The sequence below is a fragment of the Neobacillus cucumis genome, assembly GCF_023715505.1.
This window is the reverse complement of the sequence record NZ_JAMBOH010000021.1, coordinates 1-24,421: the sequence shown is the minus strand read 5'-3', so window position 1 is coordinate 24,421 and position 24,421 is coordinate 1. Positions and strand designations below refer to the sequence as shown.

26 protein-coding genes, 1 pseudogene and 1 riboswitch are annotated in these 24,421 nt (G+C 41.1%); of the genes and pseudogenes, 23 read left to right on the top strand and 4 right to left on the bottom strand.

Features of this window, described 5'->3' with window-relative positions:
- The first annotated feature begins 11 nt into the window (after positions 1–11).
- From cobA to M3226_RS22705, 18 genes are all read left to right on the top strand, one after another.
- Positions 12–797, top strand: a complete 786-nt coding sequence (cobA, locus tag M3226_RS22785; RefSeq protein ID WP_251570962.1) for a uroporphyrinogen-III C-methyltransferase — start codon at positions 12–14, stop codon at positions 795–797.
- Position 798: 1 nt separating this feature from the next.
- Complete coding sequence (locus tag M3226_RS22780; protein ID WP_251570960.1) at positions 799–1,368, top strand: nitroreductase family protein; 570 nt, start codon at positions 799–801, stop codon at positions 1,366–1,368.
- Positions 1,369–1,383: 15 nt separating this feature from the next.
- Complete coding sequence (cobO, locus tag M3226_RS22775; RefSeq protein ID WP_251570958.1) at positions 1,384–1,941, top strand: cob(I)yrinic acid a,c-diamide adenosyltransferase; 558 nt, start codon at positions 1,384–1,386, stop codon at positions 1,939–1,941.
- A complete protein-coding gene (gene cobD / locus M3226_RS22770) occupies positions 1,941–3,044 on the top strand; it encodes a threonine-phosphate decarboxylase CobD (protein WP_251570956.1) in 1,104 nt (367 codons plus the stop codon). Before cobO ends, cobD begins: the two co-directional genes overlap by 1 nt.
- Positions 3,041–3,577: a bifunctional adenosylcobinamide kinase/adenosylcobinamide-phosphate guanylyltransferase gene (gene cobU / locus M3226_RS22765; RefSeq protein ID WP_251570954.1), complete on the top strand. Its 537-nt coding sequence runs from the start codon at positions 3,041–3,043 to the stop codon at positions 3,575–3,577. The genes cobD and cobU overlap by 4 nt, the downstream gene beginning before the upstream one ends.
- Positions 3,577–4,320: an adenosylcobinamide-GDP ribazoletransferase gene (gene cobS, locus M3226_RS22760; RefSeq protein ID WP_251570952.1), complete on the top strand. Its 744-nt coding sequence runs from the start codon at positions 3,577–3,579 to the stop codon at positions 4,318–4,320. Before cobU ends, cobS begins: the two co-directional genes overlap by 1 nt.
- Entirely contained in the window at positions 4,317–4,928 is a 612-nt protein-coding gene (locus M3226_RS22755) for a histidine phosphatase family protein (protein WP_251570950.1), read from the top strand. Before cobS ends, M3226_RS22755 begins: the two co-directional genes overlap by 4 nt.
- 10 nt (positions 4,929–4,938) lie before the next feature.
- Complete coding sequence (locus tag M3226_RS22750) at positions 4,939–5,637, top strand: adenosylcobinamide amidohydrolase (protein WP_251570948.1); 699 nt, start codon at positions 4,939–4,941, stop codon at positions 5,635–5,637.
- Positions 5,638–5,643: 6 nt separating this feature from the next.
- On the top strand, positions 5,644–6,612 hold the full coding sequence (gene cbiB, locus M3226_RS22745; protein WP_251570946.1) for an adenosylcobinamide-phosphate synthase CbiB: 969 nt from the start codon (positions 5,644–5,646) through the stop codon (positions 6,610–6,612).
- A 53-nt stretch (positions 6,613–6,665) separates the two neighbouring features.
- Positions 6,666–6,797, top strand: coding sequence for a hypothetical protein (locus M3226_RS32305; RefSeq protein WP_285857953.1), 132 nt, complete (start codon positions 6,666–6,668; stop codon positions 6,795–6,797).
- A gap of 20 nt (positions 6,798–6,817) precedes the next feature.
- Positions 6,818–7,693 carry a GHMP family kinase ATP-binding protein gene (locus M3226_RS22740; RefSeq protein ID WP_251570944.1) on the top strand — a complete coding sequence of 292 codons (876 nt, stop codon included), beginning with the start codon at positions 6,818–6,820 and terminating at the stop codon, positions 7,691–7,693.
- A 36-nt stretch (positions 7,694–7,729) separates the two neighbouring features.
- On the top strand, positions 7,730–8,374 hold the full coding sequence (gene bluB / locus M3226_RS22735) for a 5,6-dimethylbenzimidazole synthase (protein ID WP_251570942.1): 645 nt from the start codon (positions 7,730–7,732) through the stop codon (positions 8,372–8,374).
- 28 nt (positions 8,375–8,402) lie between these two features.
- Positions 8,403–9,203, top strand: coding sequence for a HoxN/HupN/NixA family nickel/cobalt transporter (locus tag M3226_RS22730; protein WP_251571016.1), 801 nt, complete (start codon positions 8,403–8,405; stop codon positions 9,201–9,203).
- Positions 9,204–9,366: 163 nt separating this feature from the next.
- Positions 9,367–9,475: riboswitch (TPP riboswitch) on the top strand.
- A 210-nt stretch (positions 9,476–9,685) separates the two neighbouring features.
- Positions 9,686–11,014 (top strand): solute carrier family 23 protein, encoded by a 1,329-nt coding sequence (locus M3226_RS22725; protein WP_251570940.1) that lies wholly within the window; start codon positions 9,686–9,688, stop codon positions 11,012–11,014.
- The gene (locus M3226_RS22720; protein ID WP_251570938.1) at positions 11,011–12,153 is read left to right on the top strand and encodes a LuxE/PaaK family acyltransferase; all 1,143 of its coding nucleotides are present in this window, start codon (positions 11,011–11,013) and stop codon (positions 12,151–12,153) included. Before M3226_RS22725 ends, M3226_RS22720 begins: the two co-directional genes overlap by 4 nt.
- Positions 12,150–13,610, top strand: a complete 1,461-nt coding sequence (locus M3226_RS22715) for an acyl-CoA reductase (RefSeq protein WP_251570936.1) — start codon at positions 12,150–12,152, stop codon at positions 13,608–13,610. Before M3226_RS22720 ends, M3226_RS22715 begins: the two co-directional genes overlap by 4 nt.
- 14 nt (positions 13,611–13,624) lie before the next feature.
- Positions 13,625–14,392 carry a 3-oxoacyl-ACP reductase gene (locus M3226_RS22710; RefSeq protein WP_251570934.1) on the top strand — a complete coding sequence of 256 codons (768 nt, stop codon included), beginning with the start codon at positions 13,625–13,627 and terminating at the stop codon, positions 14,390–14,392.
- Positions 14,393–14,510: 118 nt separating this feature from the next.
- Positions 14,511–15,365 (top strand): HAD family hydrolase, encoded by an 855-nt coding sequence (locus M3226_RS22705; protein WP_251570932.1) that lies wholly within the window; start codon positions 14,511–14,513, stop codon positions 15,363–15,365.
- A gap of 60 nt (positions 15,366–15,425) precedes the next feature.
- Here the strand turns inward: M3226_RS22705 and M3226_RS22700 are convergent, their stop codons facing one another.
- Entirely contained in the window at positions 15,426–16,775 is a 1,350-nt protein-coding gene (locus M3226_RS22700; RefSeq protein ID WP_251570930.1) for an MFS transporter, read from the bottom strand.
- A 255-nt stretch (positions 16,776–17,030) separates the two neighbouring features.
- Here M3226_RS22700 and M3226_RS22695 point away from each other — a divergent pair, with 255 nt between their 5' ends.
- From M3226_RS22695 to M3226_RS22685, 3 genes are all read left to right on the top strand, one after another.
- Positions 17,031–18,377, top strand: coding sequence for an MATE family efflux transporter (locus M3226_RS22695; protein ID WP_251570928.1), 1,347 nt, complete (start codon positions 17,031–17,033; stop codon positions 18,375–18,377).
- Positions 18,378–18,610: 233 nt separating this feature from the next.
- Positions 18,611–19,102, top strand: coding sequence for a nitroreductase family protein (locus M3226_RS22690; protein WP_251570926.1), 492 nt, complete (start codon positions 18,611–18,613; stop codon positions 19,100–19,102).
- Positions 19,103–19,298: 196 nt separating this feature from the next.
- Positions 19,299–19,706: a hypothetical protein gene (locus tag M3226_RS22685; protein ID WP_251570924.1), complete on the top strand. Its 408-nt coding sequence runs from the start codon at positions 19,299–19,301 to the stop codon at positions 19,704–19,706.
- A 93-nt stretch (positions 19,707–19,799) separates the two neighbouring features.
- Here M3226_RS22685 and M3226_RS22680 read toward each other — a convergent pair whose 3' ends face one another.
- Together M3226_RS22680 and M3226_RS22675 are read right to left on the bottom strand one after the other, a co-directional pair.
- Positions 19,800–20,720 carry an alpha/beta hydrolase gene (locus M3226_RS22680; RefSeq protein WP_251570922.1) on the bottom strand — a complete coding sequence of 307 codons (921 nt, stop codon included), beginning with the start codon at positions 20,718–20,720 and terminating at the stop codon, positions 19,800–19,802.
- A gap of 284 nt (positions 20,721–21,004) precedes the next feature.
- Positions 21,005–21,751 (bottom strand): AAA family ATPase, encoded by a 747-nt coding sequence (locus tag M3226_RS22675; protein ID WP_251570920.1) that lies wholly within the window; start codon positions 21,749–21,751, stop codon positions 21,005–21,007.
- A 566-nt stretch (positions 21,752–22,317) separates the two neighbouring features.
- Here M3226_RS22675 and M3226_RS22670 point away from each other — a divergent pair.
- Positions 22,318–22,725, top strand: a complete 408-nt coding sequence (locus tag M3226_RS22670; RefSeq protein WP_251570918.1) for a gamma-glutamylcyclotransferase family protein — start codon at positions 22,318–22,320, stop codon at positions 22,723–22,725.
- Between the two features lie 119 nt (positions 22,726–22,844).
- Here M3226_RS22670 and M3226_RS22665 read toward each other — a convergent pair whose 3' ends face one another.
- Complete coding sequence (locus M3226_RS22665) at positions 22,845–23,579, bottom strand: hypothetical protein (RefSeq protein ID WP_251570916.1); 735 nt, start codon at positions 23,577–23,579, stop codon at positions 22,845–22,847.
- A gap of 636 nt (positions 23,580–24,215) precedes the next feature.
- On the opposite strand from M3226_RS22665, the pseudogene M3226_RS22660 reads away from it, so the two are divergent.
- A pseudogene (locus M3226_RS22660) lies at positions 24,216–24,421 on the top strand (DUF6431 domain-containing protein); the annotation flags it as partial.

The following is a 24,421-nucleotide window of genomic DNA, read 5'->3' as shown; positions in this document are numbered from 1 at the left end:
GGAGCGAGAAGATGACAAATGGAAAAGTGTATCTCGTTGGAGCTGGACCAGGAGACCCTAAGTTAATTACGGTTTACGGGATGGAGTGTATCCAAGAGGCAGATGTGATTTTATATGACCGCTTAGTAAATGAGGAACTGCTGAAATATGCAAAGGCGGAGGCAGAGCTGATTTTTTGCGGCAAACAGCCAGGAAGACACCAGATCATTCAGGATCAAATTCACGAGCTGTTAATTGAAAAAGCGGGGCAGGGCAAGACGGTCACCAGATTAAAAGGAGGCGATCCTTGCATTTTCGGCCGTGTCGGAGAAGAAGCGGAAATTCTCGCGGAACATGGGATCCGCTATGAAATGGTGCCGGGGATTACTGCTGGTATTGCAGCGCCTGCTTATGCCGGAATTCCGGTGACCCACCGCGATTATGCTTCCTCCTTCGCGATCGTCACTGGCCACAGCCGAGCGGAACAGGATGAGGATCAATTAAATTGGCCAGCCCTTGCTCAAGGAATCGATACGATTGCCTTTTATATGGGAATTGGAAATTTAACCTATATTGTTTCGAGATTAATCGAGAACGGAAAAAGCCCTGATACGAAAGCCGCCATTATCCAATGGGGGACGACGGCCAAGCAGAAAACGGTGACCGGAAGTTTAAAGGATATCGAAGTCCGGGTGCTAGAAGCGGGGATTACTCATCCAGCGATTGTTCTCGTGGGTGATGTGGTCGGCCTGCGCGAGAAATTACGCTGGTTTCAAGAAGCAGATGAAAAACAAATAGTTGGAATAGGGAGGGACTAAGATGTCGATTATAGCGGAAATCAAAAATCGCAGAGCGATCCGTGATTATGCGGCGCGAGATGTCGAAGATGAAAAGATTCATAGCTTATTAGAAGCAGCGACATGGGCACCGAATGACCGGATGCGGGAACCATGGAGCTTTTATGTGATTAAAGGCGAAGCGAAAAAACGCTATGAGGCCTTGGCCTATGACTATTTACAGGAACGCTTTCCAACCAAACCAAATTTAATTGAAAGCTCCTTAAAAGTACTGAAAACCACACCCGTTCATATTGTCGTGACAGCCGACATCGTCCCAGGCGATGAAGAGGCCTCTGCCGATAATGAATATGCCGTATGCTGCGCAATTCATTCGATGTGGCTTGCCGCCAAAGAATTGGGACTAGGGCTGGTCTGGCGGACAAGGGGCGTCGGACTTGTTCGCGACCAACGATTGGTTGAGTTTATTGGATCACCCGAAAACAAGAAAATTATCGGAAATTTGTTTATCGGTTATCCCGATCCAGAAGTATTAAAAAAGGCGAAGGTGCCGGCTCGGACATCGTTTGAAGAAAAAACAGTCTGGCTGTAACGAGGAGTGAAGCGGATGGAAGAGGTAACAGAAAACAAAGCAAAGCGCGGTCTTACATTAGTTTATACCGGTGATGGAAAAGGGAAAACGACGGCAGCCCTTGGGCTCGCCGTTCGTGCCGCCGGGCGGGGAAAACGGGCGCTCATGATTCAATTTATCAAATCGCCTGATCGAACATACGGTGAAAAAATCACGTTCGAAAAATTAGGGATTGAAATTGTACAGACAGGTGTCGGTTTTACGTGGACGAAAACACCGGAGGAACATCGCGAAGCACTAAAAACAGCGTGGGCGTTTACGAAAGAAAAGGTACAGTTTGGCGGTTACGATGTTGTCATTTTAGATGAACTGAATAATGCACTCGCGATTGATAAATTCCCGATTGATGATGTCCTTCCGTTGACAGAAGTATTGGAGTTGGTTCAGCAGCGGCCCAAGGGAATGCATCTGGTCATTACCGGTAGGTCAGCCAAAGAGGAGATCATCGAATGCGCTGATTTAGTAACCGAAATGAGGCCCGTTAAGCACTATTATAATGAAGGAATTCCTGCCGTGAAGGGAATTGAGTTTTAATGGTCTACATTGAAAAATTTGGACATGGCGGCGATTTACTGACGGCCAGGCAACTGTTTGGGAAAGATTCTACTCAGCTGTTGGATTTCAGTGCGAATATCAATCCACTTGGTCCTCCACCTAATCTAATCGAGTTGATCAAGGAGCAGCTGGAGTCAATCGTTCATTATCCAGATCCTGCCCAGCGTGTCCTTAAACAAAAGCTGGCAGAAAAGCACTCTGTTTTACCTGAACAGATTTTGATTGGAAATGGGGCAGCCGAGTGTATCTCCCTTGCGATTTTAGGCTTGCAGCCTGAAACGGTCGGTGTCATCTATCCTTGCTTTTCGGAATATGAACAGCTTGCTAGAGCTTTTGGTGCAAAAATCCAATCATGTTATGGCAGGGAAGAAAATGATTTTAAGCCGGTTCGATCGGATATTCTTCAATTAATAGCGAAAACCGATCTTGTATTTGTTGGACATCCCAACAATCCAACTGGTGTCACGTATTCAAAGGCAGAACTCGTTGAGATGGCAGAACAGGCAGTGAAGACGAATACCTATTTGTTAATAGACGAGGCATTTATTGATTTTCTTCCGCTCGAAACACAAATCACGCTGCTTGAGGATTTAAAACGGTGGAAACAGGTAATCCTGGTTCGCTCGATGACAAAGTTCTATGCAATCCCTGGTCTCCGGCTGGGGTATATGGTGGCCGATCCAAACCTGATTTTAAACCTGCAGGTGAAACAAGTAACTTGGAGCGTCAACCAAATGGCCCTAATGGCTGGAGAAGCGGTCCTGAATGAAAAAGAATACGAGGAAGCAACAATCGCCCTGATTCAGGAGCAAAGGAGTTATGTTAAACGCGCGATTGAGGAGAAGTTAGGGTGGCAGGTTTTTCCGGGACAAGCGAATTTTCTGTTAGTAAGGATAACAGCTGACATCACGGCGGCTCATTTACAGTGGCTTATAGGTCAGAAAGGAATCTTAATACGCTCCTGTGCCATGTACCCGGGGTTAACGGATCAGGATTTTCGGATTGCGATTCGAACCGAGAAAGAAAATCAATGTTTGATCCAAGCCTTAATGGAAGTATGCAAAGAGGGGGATCTATTATGACCTTAACCTATGTCACAGGAGGAATTCGATCCGGAAAGAGTGAATTTGCGGAACAGGTGGCTTTCAGGCAAGCAGGCCGAGTCCTTTATGTCGCGTTTGGCGTTCAAACCGATCAAGAAATGGAAAAAAGAATTGATATCCATAAGAAGCGGCGCCCAAGTGAATGGGGCGTATTAGAAGAACCCACCGAACTCACCTCTGTTCAAACCGTCTATCAAGACTATGATGTCGTTTTAGTTGATTGTATTTCTTCGTGGCTGGCCAATCATTGCATGTGGTTAACAGAGCCGGAACTGAAGGAAGACAACAAGAAAACCAGTTTGATAGAGGAAGTGGAACTCTGGCTTAAAGGGATACAAGAAAAACAACAGCATGTGATTGTCGTTTCGAACGAGGTCGGTATGGGCGGGGTCGCGTTATCGTCGTTGGGGCGTTTTTTTCAGGATGTTCTCGGAAAAATCAATCAATTAATTGCAGCCGAAGCGGATGAAGCTTATGCCGTCTTTTCCGGTCTGCCACTGAGACTGAAATAATGAAGGCGTTCCTAGCAGCCCTGATGTTCCTCACGCGCATCCCCGTTCCGAAGATGGAGGTTTCAAATACCGATTGGAAAAAAAGCCCTGTTTATTTTCCGTTGATTGGATTGTTGATTGGCGGCTTGTTATGGCTGGCTATGTTTGGATTTGGAAAGTTGTTTCTGGCTCCTGTCAGTGCATTTTTAATTGTTCTTGCCTGGATATGGATTACAGGTGGTTTACATATCGATGGCTGGATGGATTTAGCGGATGGATGGGGCAGCAATCGAAGCCGTGACGAAATGCTCGAAATCATGAAGGATAGCCGCGTGGGTGCGATGGGTGTGATTGCCGCGATCTGCCTAATCGCAGGAAAAATCGTTGCGGTGTATGAAATAGTTGAATTTCATGAGCCGCTGATACTTGTTTTAAGTCCTTGGATAGCCCGATTTTTGCTCATTTGTGCGATCAAATTCTGGCCGTATCGAAATGAATCAGGACTAGGATCCGGTCTATCAGCCTTTTTATCATACCCTATTATGTTGATCCATTTGGTTTTGATTTTGGTGATCAGCTATTGGGTAACAGGATTAAACGGGATTGTGCTCTTATTAATGACGAGCCTTCTGACCGTCCTGTTTATTTTCAACATTTACCGAAAATTAAACATGCTAACAGGGGATTGTTATGGCGCGATTGTGGAATGGAGCGAATGTGTCTCTCTATTTCTGGCCTTGGCGATTGGAAGGTTGATGGGATGAGAATCATTTTAGTCAGGCACGGGGAAACGAATGAAAATGCTGCACGACGTTATCTGGGACATTTTGATGCAGCATTAAATCAACAGGGACGGAAGCAGCTAAAGGGCTTGAGCGAGATTTTAAAAAGGACGGAAACTGAACCGATTACTGCCATCTATTCTAGTGATCTAGTAAGAGCCGTCGAAAGTGCTCAGGTGATTGGAAATGAGTTTCAGTTAAAACCAATACCAATATTTGCCCTAAGAGAATTACACTTCGGTGATTTTGATGGCAGGACCTATGAAGAAATTAGGCAGAAAGATCCAGAAAGACTTGAGAAGTGGATACTCGATCCTTATATGATCGCTCCTCCTAACGGAGAGACACTAATCCAGTTGGGGAAAAGGGTCGATGATTGGTTGGAGACAACTTTAAATACTGAACAACCAACTGGAACAATCGTCATCGTCAGTCATGGGGGGCCCATTCGCTGGATTCTAAGTAAATGGGTAAAAGGGGATCCAAACGAATTTTGGAACGTCGAAGGACTCGGACACGGCAAAGCCATAATGATGAAGTGGAATGACCAAACGAGAATCTTTACGTTAGGAAAAAAGATAGAAGGGTGAGGAGGACAAGGTGCAGCCATTTCGCAAACAGAATCAGATCACATCGAGAATATGGCCCGAATTAAGGATGGTAAAAAAAGAGGACCATCTCTTATTTCAATTCCCACGCCGATTGGCCGCCTTCAGCAGTGCCGTTCATGGCGGGGGATTCCAACAGGTCAGCCATTTTGTCAATTGGCAGGTACCCTTGGATTATGCCTCCAATGACCCAATTTTACTTATGAAACAAAAAATTACCGAATGGGAATATCCGTTGGAACAGACGGCAGGCTTACAAACCGCGGCTAAAATTCATTGTGCCTCCATCCAAGAGGAACATGGCGATGAATTTCGGATCGTCTGCTGTGTGACCGCAGGAGTAGGAAATCGTGAAAGGGCAGGAAGAAAGAGAAAGACGTATTCTGCGTACCAATGCGGGACCATTAATACGTTTTTGTTTATTGATGGAAGACTGACAGAGGCGGCCATGATTAATGGTATTATCACAGCGACCGAAGCTAAGGCCGCTGCAATGCAAGATTTACAGATAAAAGTAGAATCCGGAGAGTTTGCGACTGGAACGACCACCGATTCGGTTGTCTTGGCAGCCAGTCAAGCCGATCATCTTCCTACCCATCTATTTGCCGGAACCGCCACCACCATTGGGAATACGATTGGCTGCCTTGTTTATGAGGCCACATGTGAAGCAGTAAGAAATCAGGAGGGCTGAGAATTCGTGTTAGTTCATGCCATTTATATTGTTTTTGCCTATTTTATTGATCGAATCATCGGTGATCCTCGCTCACTGCCTCATCCGGTGGTCATCATCGGGAAGTCTATTAGTCTACTGGAAAAAGCGATTCGTTCTATCATCGTAAAGGAAAGGTATTTGAAACTGGCAGGTCTCTTATTCCCGCTTCTGATTGCTGGCGGCAGCTATTTAATCGTTTCGTTTCTGCTTTACGGCCTCAATCAGCTGAATCACGTTCTTGCTGTCCTTGCGGAAATCTGGTTAATTTCAACGACCATTGCGACAAAAGGATTGGCTGATGCAGGCTTGGAAGTATTCCGTCACTTGAAAAATCAGGACGTAAGGGCTGCGCGAAAAAGTCTGGGAATGATTGTCGGAAGAGATACAGAAAACCTCGAGGAAAGTGAAATTTCAAGGGGGGCTGTGGAAACCGTGGCGGAAAACATTGTCGATGCCATCATTTCACCGTTATGCTTTGCCCTGATCGGGGGTGCCCCGCTTGCAATGTTGTACCGGGCGGTTAATACGTTAGATTCAATGGTTGGTTATAAGAATGACAAATATCAAAACTTAGGCTGGGCCTCGGCCCGACTAGATGATCTATTAAACTATCTTCCTGCCCGGTTAACGGTTGGAATGATGCTGCTCGCTTCTTGGGTGAACCGACTGGATATAGCGGGGGCATGGAAAATGATGAAACGGGATGCCAGGCTTCACCCGAGTCCAAATAGCGGTTATCCTGAAGCAACCATTGCAGGGGCGCTTCAAATTCAACTGGGGGGCACGAATTATTATTTCGGTGTACCATCTGAGCGGGCAAAAATGGGCGAACCGTTGCGGTCCATTGAAGCAAATGATATAGTCCGAGCCGTAACAATCATGAAAACCACCTCAACTATCTGCGTGATTTTATTTGTAGTCATATCGATAGTAGTGGTAATGGGTTTAAAGTAGCTGGTAATAGAATATGCATATTTATCTTTTTATATAGGCTGTTTTGGGTAAATATGGAAAATAATCCAATTTGGTTGAAAAATGAGCCAATCGTTGCCCAAAATGAGCCAAAGTTTCCGGAATATGAGCCAATCCCTGCCAAAATTGAGCCAATGTCCCCGGAAAGTGAGCCAATCCAAATTTAAAGCCTTGGGAGTCTAATGATATGAAACTAGGAAAAGGAAGCTGCAATGGAACATTTGGAGAATTGGTCCAAGGAATCATCAATGAGCGCCCATTTTTAATCACTTTACCTATCCCAAGTTTACGAAGTAAGGCTAGATTTGTGCCAGAACGAGCCGTTTCCGGAATCAGAGTCGTAGATTACAAGATGAAAGCGAAGAAAGCGGGAGAATTGTTACTGCAACTCTTTGGAATAAGAGGAGGAGGGTATCTCGAAATACAATCCAATATCCCAGCCGGCAAGGGAATGGCCAGCAGTTCGGCCGACATTGTGGCCGCATTAAGAGCAATTGCTGACAGCTTCTCTCTTCCGCTTACAAATGAAATCATCTCGATGATTGCTGCAAAAGTGGAGCCGACCGATGGGGTGATGTATGAGGAGACAGTGGCCTATGACTATATCAACGGTCAGTTGATCGAAAGCTTTGGGGACTTACCTCCATTCATCCTCGTTGGTATCGACTTGGGTGGGATGATCAATACAATTGAATTTAATGAAGTTCCGAAAGAATACAGCCAGAACGATCAACAGCAATTTATTAAAGCTTTTGATCTCGTTACAAAAGGGTTTAAGGAGAAAAATTTAACTTATATTGGGGGGGCAGCAACCCTCAGTGCACGGGTGAATCAAAAAATATTGCCAAAGGCTGTTTTTCCTCTATTAGATCAGCTGGCCGATTGCTATCAGGGCGGAATTGTTGTTGCCCACAGTGGAACGGTCGCGGGGATTTTACTAGATGGAAACCTTCCAAACGGTGATGAGGTGGTCAAACACTTATTTAGGGAAATGTCACTCGCTTTCAAGGGTGTTCCTATAAATTTATTTCATTATGAAAGCAAGGAAAAGATCATAATTTGAAAGACTCGCAAAGTTTGAGTTCAAAAGGGGGTTACCATGTTTAGTCAAGAGGAACGAGAAGTGATTTACGATTGTATTTATAAAAGGAGAGATGTCCGTACTTTTCTCCCCAATCCGGTAAGTCCTGAGGTGATTCAACGTGTTCTTCAAGCGGCCCATCATGCGCCATCCGTAGGATTTATGCAGCCCTGGAATTTTATAATCGTTTCTTCAGACGAAATAAAAGAACGGTTGGCCTGGGCGGCAGAAAAGGAACGAAAAGCATTGGCCATCCACTATGAGGATGAACAAAAAACGAAATTTTTGGAACTGAAAGTGGAGGGCATCAAACAGGCGCCGTTAACCATTTGTGTCACCTGTGATTCCACACGCGGGGGCTCCCATGTATTAGGAAGAAATTCGATCCCAGAAACGGACATTCTTTCGGTAGCCTGTGCGATTCAAAACATGTGGCTTACGACATATGCAGAGGGATTAGCGATGGGCTGGGTAAGTTTTTATAAGAAAAATGATGTCAGAGATATCCTGAATATACCGCCCCATATTGATCCAGTTGCCTTACTTTCGATTGGATACACCAATGAATATCCATCTGCCCCCATTCTAGAGCAAGCGAACTGGGAGAAAAGAAGAACACTTGAGAATCTAATATTTTATGAGGAATGGGGAAATCAGGAATAAGAGTTTATAAGGGAGTGAGGATTGATTGATGGAAACTATTTCGTTAATTCTTCTTGTATTTGTGTTAGGGCTGCGTCATGGATTGGATGCCGATCATCTGGCATGTATAGATGGATTGACCCGTTATAACGGGCGTTTGAATAGTCCGATTGCCCGCTGGGTTGGTTTGCTATTTTCCTTTGGGCACGGGTTAGTTGTAACGATCATCGCGGCGATCTTAGGGATTTTTATGAAGAGTTTTACCATTCCGGATCTAGTGAATGCACTGGTTACTTGGATCTCCATTGTTTCCCTTTTCGCAATTGGTACCTTAAATATCTTTAATCTTTTACGGACCAAATCCTCAGCTGAAGAAGATTTCCAGGTCAAGGGAATCAAGGGGAAGTTCCTGCCAAAGATGTTGAAAGAAACAACGAATCCCTTTTTTGTGATTCTAATTGGCGGCTTATTTGCACTGGCAGCGGAAACGGTTAGCCAAACATCGATGTGGGCGATTGCGGCAGGGAATACGGCTAGTTTATTGCCGGTTTTATTAGGAATCATTTTTATGGCTGGGATGATGATTACAGACACCTTTGATTCCATCGTAGCCTTTCGGTTGATTAAAGACAGCAATCGGTTAGGGCAATCCGCTTCTCGTATCATGGGCTGGGTTATTGTAGCATTAGCCTATGGGGTATCCTTTTATGAAGCGTTTACGTTCTTCTTCCCATCGGCTGAACTGGATTTTGAGATTTTAGGGGTTATGCTGTTTGGGTTATTTGGACTAAGTTATGTCATCGTAAGCTATCGGATCAAAAAGCAGTTGGAAATAACAGTTAAAAATTAATCATCCACTAATGACGTATTGACATGGAAAGGTATTGGAAGTACTAACGCAAGTTTATTAAAAATTACTAAATCTTTTATAGCAACAAAATAAAAAAAGTTGAATATTGAACCTTTACTTCCATCTATTTAAGAGTTATTATTAACTGAATCTAATAAATATACAATACTACTAGGGGTGCCCCTTGACGGGCTGAGAGAAAAACAAATGTTTTTTAACCCTTTGGACCTGATCTGGACCATACCAGCGGAGGAAAGTAGCTTAGGTGGAAGACTATTTATTTCATAAGCTGCGGAGCCAGGTCCAATATTGGACCTGGCTTTTTCTAATAAAAAAAACACAGGAATCCTTTTTTGAAAAAACATAAGCATCACCGAAAACCGGAAAAACAAAGATGAGTCGCTGCAAATCCCAATCTATAAATAGGGATGGAATGTCGATTAATCCTTTATAAATAGATAAACAGAGAAGGAGATTACATCATGAAAAAGATACAAGAAGTGAATAGTATGAGTAACAAAGAAATGAATATTGGTTTGGAGGAGAAACTCCCTGCATGGAAAACTTTTTTATATGCTCTGCAGCATATTTGTGTGTCAAACGTATGGCTTGATCCTATTTTTGTCGCGGCGATGATTGGTTTACCTCTATCACAATCGGCTAATATCGTTAATGCTATATTTATTACGGCTGGAATCGTTACCTTGACACAAGCTACTAAATTAGTAAAATTGCCAATTATTCAAGGCCCATCGGCTGCCTTTGATTCCATTATGATTGCTTCGGGAAAGGCGAATGGTTTAGCTGCAGCGAGTGGCGGTATTTTTCTTAGTTCCATTATCGTTTTTCTATTGTCTGTTACCGGGGTAATTGGCCGTTTGAGAGTCATATTTACACCTGTTATATCTGGAACAGTCATCTTTCTGGTTGGAGTTTCATTATCTGGCTTTACCTTGTACGAATTTTTAGGGGGTTCACCTGGTGATGAGTCGTTTGCCAGCCCATCCACATTAATACTGTCGATTTCCACTTCAATTATTGTTATTTTATTATCTCTTTTTGGGAAAGGCATTTGGAAATCTTATTCCTTTTTAATTGCTCTCGTTATTGGGGATGTCCTTGCTGTCATTCTAGGGAAGACCAATTTTTCTTTGATCGATAGTAAACCGTGGTTCGGGATTCCACAGCTGCTTCCCTATGGAAATTTAACTTTTCATTGGGACACGTTTCTTACTTTTTTTGTGGCCTATATGGTAGCGATTATTGAAGCAATGGGTGTCTATCAAGCAGCAGGAGCGATGCTGCATACTGAAATAGATTCCAAACGAATTCGCAATGGATTTGCGGGTGAATCCGCCGGTTCATTCCTCTCCTCGCTTATTGGCGGTTTCCCTACCACAGCATATGCACAAAATGTAGGGCTTCTTAGGTTGACGGGTGTCGGATCAAGATTTCCGGTGATGGTGGCAGGTGCCATTTTCTTGTTGTTCGGTTTTTTTCCAAAGATCGGGGCCTTGCTTGCCTTAACACCTGATGCGGTTGTTGGAGGTATCTTTTTACCTGCTGCCGCGACGCTTGTATCTACAGGTATTTCTATTTTAGCAAGAGCGGAGCATTCAGAAAAAAACTATTTGATTATGGGGCTTTCCATTCTGCTTGCGATTTCACTGCCTAACTATGCCACGAATCTAAAAGGAATCTTAGGTACATTCCTTTCTAACAGTATATTAATCGGGGCATTTTCATCGGTGCTGCTTCAATTGTTGCTTGTAAACATACCCAATAGACTGAAAAGAGGGGCTCAAAAATGAGAGAAGATTCCAAAATGCTAACACAACAAATTCTTGAATTTATAAACCGTTGTGAAGAAGGGAAATTTAACCAACACGAGGAACAGGAACATTCCTATAATGAGCTGGCGCTAAAATTGTTTCGTTACCAATTCCAGCATAATCTGGCCTATAAGAAGTTTTGCCAGGCGAAAAAAAGGACGCCGCTTTCCGTCAAACGATGGGAGGATATTCCACCCATGCCCATTCAGGGATATAAAGAATTGACTTTATCTTGTGAGCCAATTGAAGAAGTGAAACACGTTTTTATGACCTCGGGTACCACAAACCCTGAGGCAAAGGGGAAAAATTATCACCCGGATCTTGCGGTATGGGATGCATCAATGAAGGGACCTTTTAAGCATTTTGTGCTGCCTGATCGTGAGAAAATCACCATTTTTGTTCTCTCACCTGCAGAAGATCTGAACAAAAATTCATCTTTATCTAGATATTTGACCAATGCAGTTTCCTTTTTCGGCACTGAAAATAGTAAATTCTTCTTTACTGATAAAGGACTGAATGTAGACGAGCTGATCAGAGATTTAAGATGGTGTGAGTCACAAGAGGAGCCTGTGCTGCTAATAGGCGCGACTTTTGCATTTGTCCATATCATTGATGATCTAAAAGAGAAACAACTTCAGTTCAAACTGGCAAAAGATAGCCGTATATTTGATACAGGGGGCTTTAAGGGACAATCCCGTGAAGTGGAAATGGAGCATTTATATTCGGAGTTTCGTGAGTTTTTTGGAATTGGACGCAATCAATGTATAAACATGTACGGAATGACGGAGCTAAGTTCTCAAATCTATGATCAAACCATACGAAGCACTTATCTAAATAATTCTGAAATCTATGATAAAAAAAGTCCATCATGGGTTAAGACTGTTGTACTAAACACAGACACGTTAGAGCCGGTAAAGGATGGGGAAAGAGGCGTAATTGCACACTATGATCTTGCCAATTGGAATTCCTGTCTGGCTATTCTAACAGAAGATATGGGGTATAAAACGGAGCATGGATTTGTGCTGCTTGGGAGAATAAAGGGTTCCGAGGCAAGAGGTTGTTCCATTGCGGTTGACCAGCTTATGCAAGTAAATACAGGTGGTGTGAATCAGCAGTGAATACTATCAAGGAACTGAACGTTTTCAGTGTACCGGATTTGATTGAATTAAACCAGTTTCGTTCAGAAACAGTTATAGGAAAGGACATGACATTTGTATTAAAATTCCCTGTGATCACAGGAGAAGAATTGAAGGGAATCATAGAACAAGTTCAATGGAATCGGGACCAATATCTATCCACTTTATCCATTACAGATATTGTGGAAAAAATAGACTTGGCCGTTCAAAAATGGCTTCAGCCTGACTATCCGCTTCGAAAATTAGCGGAAAATCTGATCCCTATGATTACTGGTTATGATGAAGAAATGGTGCGGCTTCAATTAAAAAGATATATACGGACCTTTCGTAAAAAGGAATTATTGCGCTTTCTTGACGAGGAGTTTGACCAGCCCGCGATGTTGGATGAGTTTCGCCCTCGAAAATCAGGAGGTATGAGCAAAGCCTTTGGACCAAATACCATATTCCATGTTTTCTCAGGGAATGTTCCGGGAGTACAGGTATGGAGTATCATCATGGGGCTTTTGGTCAAGTCAGGGAATATAGGGAAAACCTCCATGGCTGAACCACTGTTCCCCGTTCTCTTTACAAAGTCCTTAGCGGAGGTAGATAAAAAACTGGCTGAAACCATCGCCATCCTCCCTTGGAAGGGCGGGACGATTGAACTAGAAGAGCCGGCCATCGAACACTGCGAGGCGGTGATTGTATACGGTTCAAATGAAACGGTTGAAAAGCTTAGACGGAAGGTTCCTCCACATAAAAGGTTTTTGAGCTACGGACATAAAATCAGCTTTGCCTACATCGGAAAAGAAGCATTAACTCCTGACCTTTACTATGACACCATCAAAAAGATGGCTGAAGATGTGTCTATCTACGACCAACAAAGCTGTTTATCTCCCCAAACAATTTATGTGGAAGAGGGAGGGTCCATAAGTTCAAAGCAATTTGCTCAGATGTTGGGAGCGGAACTAGAACGTTATCATAAAAAAAGACCACGGGCAAAGCTTAACGATGAAGAATCGATGGCCATTCAACGGGTAAGAAGCCGCTATCAGCTGGAATCCGTCCAACATGACAACGCGGCCGTTTTCTCTAGTCATGCAGACACATCCTGGACAGTCATTTTTCATAAAGAAACTGGATTTGAAGGTTCCCCTTTAAATCGGTTAGTTCATGTATACTCAGTCGAATCGGTGGAAAGTGTGCTATCTGCCATTAAGCCTTATCAGCCATATTTACAATCATGCGGTCTGGCTGTTTCTCCAAACAGACTTGTTTCACTCGCCAATCAATTAGGAACATACGGTGTAAATAGAATATGTTCGATCGGTGAAATGAACCAGGCAAAACCAGGGTGGCACCATGATGGCAGGTTTAATCTCCTCGATCTTGTTAGGATGACAGATATTGAAAGGAATCTAGAGCAAAATGTGGAACGGTATGATACAGATTTTGAATAGAAGGAGGGCTACCTTTGAATTTGCAGGATAAAGTTGTATTAATTACGGGAGCAAGCAGGGGGATTGGCGCAGAGATGGCGAGAAGGTTTGCTGCGGAAGGTTCATTTGTGGTGGTCAATTATTTGAAGAATCAAGCCCTTGCCGAAAGTGTGGTAAGTGAAATAGAGTCATTGGGAGGGCAGGCAGCCGCTATACAGGCTGACGTAACAAATAGGAATCAGGTAAATGAAATGATGGAACAAATTATCGATTCCCTTGGAGCAATTGATGTAGTAGTAAATAATGCACTAAGTCATTATACTTTTAATCCAAAAACCAGGAAAACGGCGTGGGAAATCGACTGGGAAGATTACAACCAACAATGGACAGGAAGCGTACAGGGGGCATTTAACATTTGCAAGGCGGCCATGCCTCACATGAAGAATCAAATGTCGGGAAGAATCATCAATATGGTTAGTAATTTAATCGATTTTCCTATTGTTCCTTATCATGACTATACAACCGCAAAGATGGGCTTACTAGGTTTCACCAGAAATCTCGCCCAAGAACTAGGGACATTCGGTATTAATGTGAATGCTGTTTCTCCTGGCCTAACCTATCCAACAGACTCAAGCCAGGAGACAAAGGAAGAGGTGAGAGATGCCATTATTCAGTTAACCCCTTTACGCCGATTGGCTCGGCCAGAGGATATCGCCGGAAGTGTATTATTTCTCGCTTCTGATTTATCCTCTTTTATTACTGGACAATGCCTGAATGTAGATGGTGGCTTGGTCATGAAATGACCCTCAATAATAAAGGATGCTTGCGAAATTGAGGACGGGAGATGGAATTATAGTGGGAAATATCAATAAAGTGTATACTTACTAAATGAACTTCTTTTACATTTCAGGGGGGATATGAGTGAACTTAAAACCAAAGGCCATATTTCTAGACATGGATGGCACCATTTTAAACCATCAAAATAAGGTAAGTATACATACGAAAGAAATCATTGATGAAGTGAGAGAACATGGAATCAAGGTTTTCATCGCTACAGGCAGGGCGTTTGAGGAAATAGAGGGACTCGTACCGCCAGGTTTTCAAGTAGATGGAGTCGTAGCCTCCAATGGAATGGTCGGATATGCAGGCCATGAAGTGATTTTTAAGCATTCCCTTTCGCGTGAGCTAGTAGAAACTGTTATTCAAATGGCAAGGGAGAACAAAGTGTATTATGAGCTGTTTCCATATGGCACTCCTAGAATGACATTAAAACAGGATCAGCTATATGTAGAAAATGAAATAAGAGACCCTAAGCCGGAAAGTGTTGGCATGAATGAGTGGCTTTCCCGTAAGGAAGCGATAAAAGAAAAAATTGCATGGTCGGATGAAATTATGGGAGATGAATTCTCCAAATTCTATTTCTTTGCCAGATCAAAAGAACAGATTAATCGCTGGAAAGAAGAGCTGGAGCAATTAAAGAAAGAAATAGACTTTACCACCTCCATCTCGACGGAACATAACGTCGAACTGATGGTGGCGAACGTGAACAAAGCAACCGGTATCCAACAGATGTTAAAGCACTTTGATTTGTCCGAGACTGAAACAATGGCAATTGGGGATAGCGATAACGATTTGCCTATGCTGCGGCTCGTAAAGTATTCCGTAGCAATGAAAAATGCACCTGATAGCATTAAAGAAATCGCGGATGACGTGACTGATTTCACTTGTGATGAAGATGGGGTTTACCATTATCTAAAATCTAAATTGATGCTGTAAAATTAGACAGGCTCCAAATTCCATTGTTTAAAAAAGGGACACAATTCAGTGTCCCTTTTGCTATTGACTCTGTTTTTGTAACTGGGGCATCCGAAGTGTCAACAGCATAATCAAGATTCCGATGATCACACAGATGATGGCCATTACATGAAAATGGCTTGTCGAAAAATGCTTCCCAAATAAAATCCCCAGTAAACTAGAAGAAAAAATCGTCCCTATGTATCGTGATGTCATAAAAAGCCCCGAAGCCGTGCCGGTTTCAGCAGGAGGAACAAACGTGTAAAGTGCCGTCTGCAAACCAAGATTATTGAAGCCGTTGCTTAATCCAAGGACTGATAAAGAAAAGAAAATCCATGCCGCCGGCGATGAACCGTGGATGGTAAGAAGAAGTAAGGAACCTGCAATCATGCAGGATGTCCCTGCGATTAAAGCAGGCTTTGAACCACGATTGTCAATCCATCGACCAGCAAGTGGCGACACAATAACACCAAAACCGGCAATGGAAAGCATAATAAGCCCCGTAGTCTTGGGATCGAAATGGCGAACATTTTGCAGATAGAGCGGCACCCCAAAGAAGATCGAGTAGAAAATCACATTGACAAGGATAAACTGCACATACACAAAGCTCATATTTAGGTTTTCTTTAAGAGCTAATACATTGATAAACGGCTGCGATTGTTTGCTTTCAATTTTATAAAAAACGAAGATAAAACCAAGGCTTACCAAAAGTTCAACCCAGTTCACACCACTTTCCCAAGACAGCAAAAACAATAGCAAGCTTAAAATGGACAAAGCAAATAAAAGGATTCCGATATAATCAATCGTCACTTTCCGGCTGCTATCTCTTCTATCCTTTGGAAGAATAAATAATCCCAGAAAAAAGGCTGCCAAAATGAATGGAAAGTTAACCAAAAAGATTGCTTGCCAATCCCAGTAGTGTGTGAGAAATCCACCGATGGAAGGACCGAATGCAGCAGATACGGATGAAAAAATCGAAAGGACACCCAATGCCTGTGCTTGATTTTCCGTGATGGATTTGCGGATGATTCCCATTCCTGCCGGGAAAAGCGCTGAACTTCCGATTGCCTGGAAAATCCTGATCGCAATCAGCCAGCCAAAACTAGGAGAAAAGGGAGCTGCAAAAGATGCTGCTGCAATCATAATCAGCCCGATTAAATACATTTTCTTGAGGCCAAAGGCATCGCCAAGCTTCCCCATTACCGGCTGACCGATGCCACTGGCAAGATAATAAGTGGAGATTAGCCAAGATGCATCTGTGAACGAAAGAGAAAATTGATTTTGGATGCGGGAAAGCGCAACGGCAATCATCGAAGAATTCAAGGGATTCAGCAACGTTCCCAAAGCAACGGCAGTGATAAAAAGAAAGCGGTTTTTGATTGGTATAGACATAAAGTTTTCCCCTCCGGTGCTATTCATTTAAAAATAGATAAATAATTTATTGTAATAATAATAAAACATATTGGTAGAAAAAGGTACTTAGAGGAACTCGGCTTTAGCGGGCTGCAGGCTTGTGGGACATGGAAGGGAAGTACCATGCATAGGAGGAATTATCCAAAATTAATAGAATAACTATTATACAGGGAATGGATATGCTTAAATGGATAGAATATTTCATCTAAAAAGGGATCATAGGGGATTAACAACATGTTGAAAGAATGGAAAAAGATATTACTGCTTGCGGTACCTTCGATTGCTTCATTTGCTTCATCAACACTTACAGGAACCATAAATCTCATTTTAGTTGGTCAATTGGGTGCCCTTGCGATTGCCATCGTGGGGGTTTCGAACATTATTATGTATAATGCCTGGGCATTATTTTCGGGAATAGGGCATACGACCAATTATTTAGTGGCACAAAATTACGGGTCAAACAACATGAAAAAAGGTGTTGAACGTACCTATATCGCCTTTTATCTTTGTATAGCGGCAGCCACAATGGTTTTATTAGTAGGTTTATTATTTCCAGAAGCCATCTTTAAGTTAATGGGCAGTTCACCTGATATGATTAGAGAAGGGAAAAGTTATTTACAATTTCGTTTTTTTGCAATGGTATTTTCGATTTTCACCTTTGTTATTCATGGATTTCTCCGCGGGATTGGGGATACTAAAACACCAATGATCAGTACCATATTAGGCGGGGCCTTTATGATTTTTCTTACTTATGGATTGACTTATGGGAATTTTGCACTTCCTAAATTAGGTTTGATTGGGGCAGGTATCGCCTTTTTTACTGGAGAATTGGTCACGTTTCTTTTTTGTGCTTATATTTATTTCATAAAATTACATCCAAAATATGAAACACGCAAAAGAATTGCTTTTGACCGAGCAGAATCAAAACTAATTTTAGCTGAAAGTGCAAAATTAGGCATACAAGAATTTTCGATGGCCATGGCGATGTTTGTCTTTACGGCTTTTGTTACACGATTAGGGACGAATGCGTTAGCAGCCAATGAAGTGGCCCTAAGTGTCATGAGTCTTGGATTCATGCCTGCTTTTGCATTTGGATCAACGGCGACCATTCTTGTTGGTCAAGAAGTCGGCAGAGGTAACCCCAGATTAGGAAGAAAAGCAGGGACAAACACGTCCGTTTTAGGGTGTATCTTTCTATTGATTTTGGGTGTCATTGAATTTTGCTGGGCAGAACCAATTGCAAAGATTTATACCCACGATGTCCAAGTCTATAAAACAGCCGCAGAATTAGTTAAGATTTCGGCATTTTTGCAACTGTTTGATGGACTATTAAATTTTTATGCCGGTGGTCTAAGAGGGATTGGCGACACATCGTTTTTATTAAAAATCTCTTGTGTTTTAGGATGGTTATTTTTTGTTCCACTCAGTTATGCCTTCACTTTTGTCCTCGATTGGGGCAGTATGGGCGCATGGATCTCCTTATACTCTTATCTCACAGTGTTTGGAGTTAGCGTAATGGTTCGCTTTTATCGAACAAATTGGGATTCCATTCAGTTAAAATCGGTTAAAACTGAATTCTAGGACAATGTGGTCTAATCAATCAGACCTTACATGATATAATTTAAATAATAATATATCCTAATGCGATATATCATAACTAGACTTCAAGTGAGGGAATGAAATGGAATTTATTGATTTATTATCTCCGAACACCGTTACTGGCATTGTATTTTATACCATTTCATTTGTCGGGGTCATTTTTTTAAACATAAAGGTTTACAAATTTAATAAGTAAATAAATCAGGAGGGTCTTTATGGACGTATTAAAAGCTATTCATACACGACGTGAGATTACTAGTTTCAAAGACAAACCCGTTCCTAATGATCTACTGGAAGGTATTCTTGAGGCAGGCTACCTAGCTCCCACAGGGAATAATCTTCCGTCAAGAGAATTGATCCTAGTGACAAATAAGCAGAAGCTCGAGACGCTAGAAAAAACAACCCCCTACATGGAATGGTTAAAAGAAGCCTCTGCAGCCATTGTCATTACAGGGCGCCCAGACGTAAGTAAATACTGGATTCAAGATGGGTCCATTTCTTCCTCCTTTATGTGGTTGAGAGCAACAGAACTTGAAGTTGGTGTTGGCTTTGGAGCGGTTTATAATTTTGAAGATGCAGAAGAATCTGCCAAACGAGAAGATTGGGTTCGAAACTCGCTAAATATCCCTAACGACCGGCGGATATTAGCCATACTCGGGATTGGATTTCCTGAAAATAAGCCTGAAGCTAAGGAACTTTCTTTCTAAAGAAGAGATTATCTATTATGAATCCTTTAAATAAAGTACAAATTGCCTTTCTTGATAAATTGGATAACCAAATAGAAAAAGCGAATAGTCAGCACTATTCGCTTTTTTTATACATACCAGGTGATGACAAGCACCAACCCTTTTTTTTCCTCATATACATGAAAAGATGTACTGATAAAGAAAGGGGGAGACTGCATTGTATCCAGATATTCCTTACCAGCCTTTCTATCTATATTACTATGACTACAGACAAGGACTATTTCAAAAAATTCTTGCTTGCTATCAGCAAAAGCGATGGGTCAGATTATCTTTCCGAGATGGAACCACTGCCGAAGGTTTTATTAGGACCTATGACCTTTCAAGGGGAGTATTAATTTATATACCGATGCAAAGATATATGATTTCGTTTGAAGGAGTAAGGGTGGATTCACTGCAAAAAGCACAGAATTGCATTGGCAAAAGATCCACTTTGAAACTTCCCAACAATATTAGCCTGACTTTTACCATAGAAGGTGTTGATCAATCTCAAAATATTAGCGGATGGGTGAACATAAATGAACTTATGTCGGTAGCTGGACAGGTAGTGGACGCAAATTGTATTTAGTTGGAACATGATGATAAGCATAAAAAAGGGCGATGACGGCCAGAGTGTCATCGCCCTTTTTGTTTATAAGGGATAACTCGGCTGAATACGGATTTAACCAAGCTTTAAGTACTGATCTAGAAATTGGAGTACACGGCGTGCATACTCTTCTTTATTCAAAAGAATGGAATGAATGTGTGGACAATCGTTCGTCAGCCACAATTCTTTATGGTTATCTGATGAGATCGATTGAACAATTTTTTCACTCTCAGCATAAGGAATGGCTTCATCTGTTTTACTATGAATGATGAAAAACGATTTTCCTTTTGTATTTTTTAAATGATTGATGGGTGAAACTTCCGTAGGGTCGATTTTGAGGAGTAATCTCATCGAATGATAAATAATCGATGTAAAAGGCTTTCTTGGCAGCTTGGTCCAATAAGAGAGATTTTCTTTTAAAAAAGGTCCTAATTCACTAAAGGGACTATCGGCAATGATGACGGAAACAGCAGGATGTTCGCATCCGGCAATAAGTGCAGCAGCAGCTCCCATACTCCAACCAAGGAGAGCAATCTTTTCCTGACTTTTTTCCTGTGTAGCATACTCAATTGCGGAATACAAATCGTGCCTTTCATAATATCCGATCCCTGTGGTTCTTCCCTTCGACTTGCCTGTATTTCGAAAGTCAAACATCAGTACATTATATCCATGTTCCGAGAGAACTTTGGCGAGTTGTAGTCCTTCAATCCCTTCCATGGTACGTTCATTCATATACCCGTGTGCAGTGATCACCGTTTTCTTGCTTTGCTTTGAAGCTGCCGGAATCCACCAGCCAGACAGCTTTACTTGATCTTTTCGGCTGAAAAATTCTATATCTTTGAAATCAAGACCGTATTCCTTCGGTGTTTTCGTGGTTTTTGCCGGAAGGGGATGAGTTAGATACAATCCAATGGAAACAGGGGCAAGAAAAAATAAAGCGGGTGCTGCCAATAATGGGCGCCAAAGTGACTTGCCTTTTTTCTTCTTACTCAACATCCACTCCTCCTTTCCATTTAAACAATCGGTACTATATGGTATGCCGATGAGCATAAAAACGGAAAAATACTAGAGTCCCATTTTTGTGCCTGTTTTTGAAAACTAGAAGAGGAGAAAAGTAAGGATGATTGTCCTTGTGTTATTCATACGTTTTTGTTGAATTTGTCAAATTTTGCGCTTGCCTTGGAAATAAGGGACTTACAACATAGAGATTGCAGCCATAGCACAAAGGGAAGCACATGGAACGTGTGCTTCCCTTTGATTTTATGCCTTTTACAATCTACTTATGATTCCAAAAGATGATGAAGCATTCTTTTTGGGTCATTTAAGAACCGTTTCATAATCTGAAAATGATTAGTTTCTTCAAGCTTTTTCTCCTGCATTCCATCTTCACTTAATTCGTATATGTAAGAATGTGGATACGACATAATGATTGGTGAATGGGTAGCAATAATTAGTTGGGAGTGTTGATTTACTAAGTCATGTATTCTCGTAACCATTGACATTTGACGTAAGGGAGAAAGAGCAGCTTCAGGTTCATCAAGAATATAAATTCCATTTCCTCCAAAACGGTGAATAAAGGTTGAGAAGAAGGCCTCTCCATGTGATTGTTCATGAAGCGATTGGCCGCCAAAAGAATTTATAATCTTCGGACCAAGCCCCCCCTGGTCCAATTCCTCAATATTGGAAGCGACATTATAAAAGCTTTCAGCACGTAAGAAGAAACCGTCCCTTGGCTTATCAATCCCCTTGATCAGTTTAATATAGTTTGTTAATTCAGAGTGGGAATCAAACGTTGAAAAGTTGAAGTTAAAAGATCCACCCTCTGGATTAAAACCTAAGGAAACGGCAATTGCCTCTAATAAAGTAGATTTCCCCATTCCGTTCTCACCGATCAGGTAGGTAACCTTGGGATGAAATGGAAGCTGATTTAAAGTCTTTATACTTGGGAGGTTAAATGGATATTTAGAAAATGAAGGTACATCTTCTCGGTTTAAAATGACACTTCTAACAAACGGGGAATCTATCATAATCGATCAGCTGCCTTATTTTTTAATTTTATTCTATCACACGTTTAGCTAAGAGAGAGAATGCTCTTAGGTTAAGAAAAACTAAATATCTAAAATATGTTTTTCTTTAACATGATTGAACTTATGTCGGTTCTGGACAGGTAGTTAACGTGAATCGTATATAGTTTAAAAAATCTTTTTATTTTTAGAGGATTTTCACTATTTCGGAAGAAAAAGTTTAATGGGATGAAGTAATGGTACATTGTCACATCCTGAGGCAGTTATCATCCTTATACCTTAATAATACGGGAAATTCTTTGAAGAAGCTGCCAAACGAATGGGATGGGCAGGATGGAGAACAACAGGAGACGTCAGCAGTGACACAAGAATTTTGGCAATGCATGGAATTCAGAGTGCAATCTTTCTGCCGTTTACATCTATGAACATACATCTTCCTAAATCTTGAATATTGAAGCCTGTTATAACACCGCTGCCTTAATAAGCGAGGTTTTTCGTGATTATAGAAATTTGCAGGGAACCTTGCGTCAAATCGAAAGGCTGGTATGGAATGAAAGGACTGAAGTAAGATGAACCACATTGCTGTGTTTGTTTATGGAACATTAAGAAAAAATGAAACAAATCACTATTTAATGAAGGGGGCCACACTAATCGCCAATCAAGCGTGGACAAATGGTCGACTTTTTGATACAGGAATCGGTTACCCGGCATTGAAGGAATCGATCAATGATAAAGTTTACGGTGAATTGTACCTTGTATCCGATGAACAGCTTCTAAGGCTGGATGAATTGGAAGATTACCATCCAAATAATCGAAATAACTTATACAACCGCAAAAGGCAAGTGGTTTATCATGATACTGGTGAAATGGAAGCCTATCTTTATTTCATCGCCGAGCGTCATGAAACCATGTTGAAAAATGATATTGAATCAGGTGATTGGAAGCTTTACAGATTGGAAAAGAAAAGAACGACTTGATTAAAAGGATGATCGATGAGCGGCGGTGAACTAATTAACAGCAAACAAAAAAGCTTGAGGAGCATTGGATAATCCTCAAGTTTTTATTAATGGGTATTTACTCAAACAAATAGCTACTATTAAGCAGAATGCTTTCTATTTCTCTTTGTTTGTTCTTTCTTTTTATTTGATTTAGACACTCTAAAGAATAGGATCAATCCTGCATTAAACATTAGAGTCCACACGAGGGCAAATGTATTGCCACTAAAATAGATTCCTACTATAGGGATCAACAGTAATACGGTACTTTTCAGATAATAATTTACTTTAGGGTGTATGACCATCAAAACTGAAATAATAACAAGAATCGATGTGATGAGGTTATCCCCCAAAAAGGAATGATTCGTATAATTCACATAGAAGTAATAGGCAAAGGCTCCGATAATGGCAACTAAGGAAAGATAAAATCTTATGACCGAATTCTTATAAAAGAGAATCCAAATGGCCATAAAATTTATTCCCGCACAAATTCCAACCACATATAATATCTGAGTAAAATTACTAATAGGATTTTTCATAAAGTCCAAAATGTATTTGATGTTGTAACAGACAACTCCTATTACAATGATTTTAAAGAGAAGTTTTACCCAAGACATCTCCAATTTCTTTTTCTTTTTTGATGATCGGAACCTAGATGGTGAGCTTACTTTCCCATTGCTCTCATTATCTGTATTTTTCCTAGTCTTAAACCACTTTTGAAATCCTCTATCATCCACTTCCTTTTCAGCTTCCAATCTATTCGTGTAATCTCTTGTTTCATATTCTTGGTCATTGCATTGTTCAGTATGTTTTTCTGACTCAGAATGAAAATTCAATTTCTATTCACCTCATGTATTTTTTTATCATTATATCTTATTTTGATATAAGTAGTGACTACAACCTCCTTTTAATAGAAACACAGCTTTTGTTGATAAAAGAAATAGGTATGTATCACGGAATTCTCAGATGTGTTTTAAAAGTTCTTTAGTCGAAGAAATGGGAGTGCTTGATACTGAAAGCGAAAAAACTAGTCCAGGAATATTGATCTGACCTCTTGAAAGAGAGGACAGAGTTTTCACTCGATTAATTGGAATATTTTTTTTAATCAGAAATTGTCTCTATTACTAAAGAGGGAGAATCTTTATTTCAAAAATTAGTTAACTCGATTAAAGAAACGGAACACTTTCCATTTCCTATGGATCATTTATCAGAAAGCGAAATATTAAGTTTTTTAGAATATGGACAAAGTTTTCATGATGTAATGAAAGGAGACAGTTTTAGTAACAAGGTCATTAACGCAAAAATAAAAGGTGTAGATTATGTTGATGAGAAAACTGAATAAAATGCTGTAAACAGTCACTTTATTTCCTCTAAAATGCGAAGAATTTTTTCAAATTTCTCCAGATTAAATACTATACTTTCCTGGATTAATATGCTAAATTTTCTGCATATTATGAGGGGGAAGTTTTTTTATGGTCATTTCTCATGATTTCGGAATTGATTTAATTGAATATGCAGAAAGAGGAAAGGAAAATGATTTTCCAATATTAGATAAATGCCCTAATTGTAAATGTATTGGTGCAGGAAATATCCATAGAAATGGATACTATTGGAGATTTGGGTTAACCGACGAGAAAACAATGAAAATCCCTATATGTCGATTTAAATGCCTGGTGTG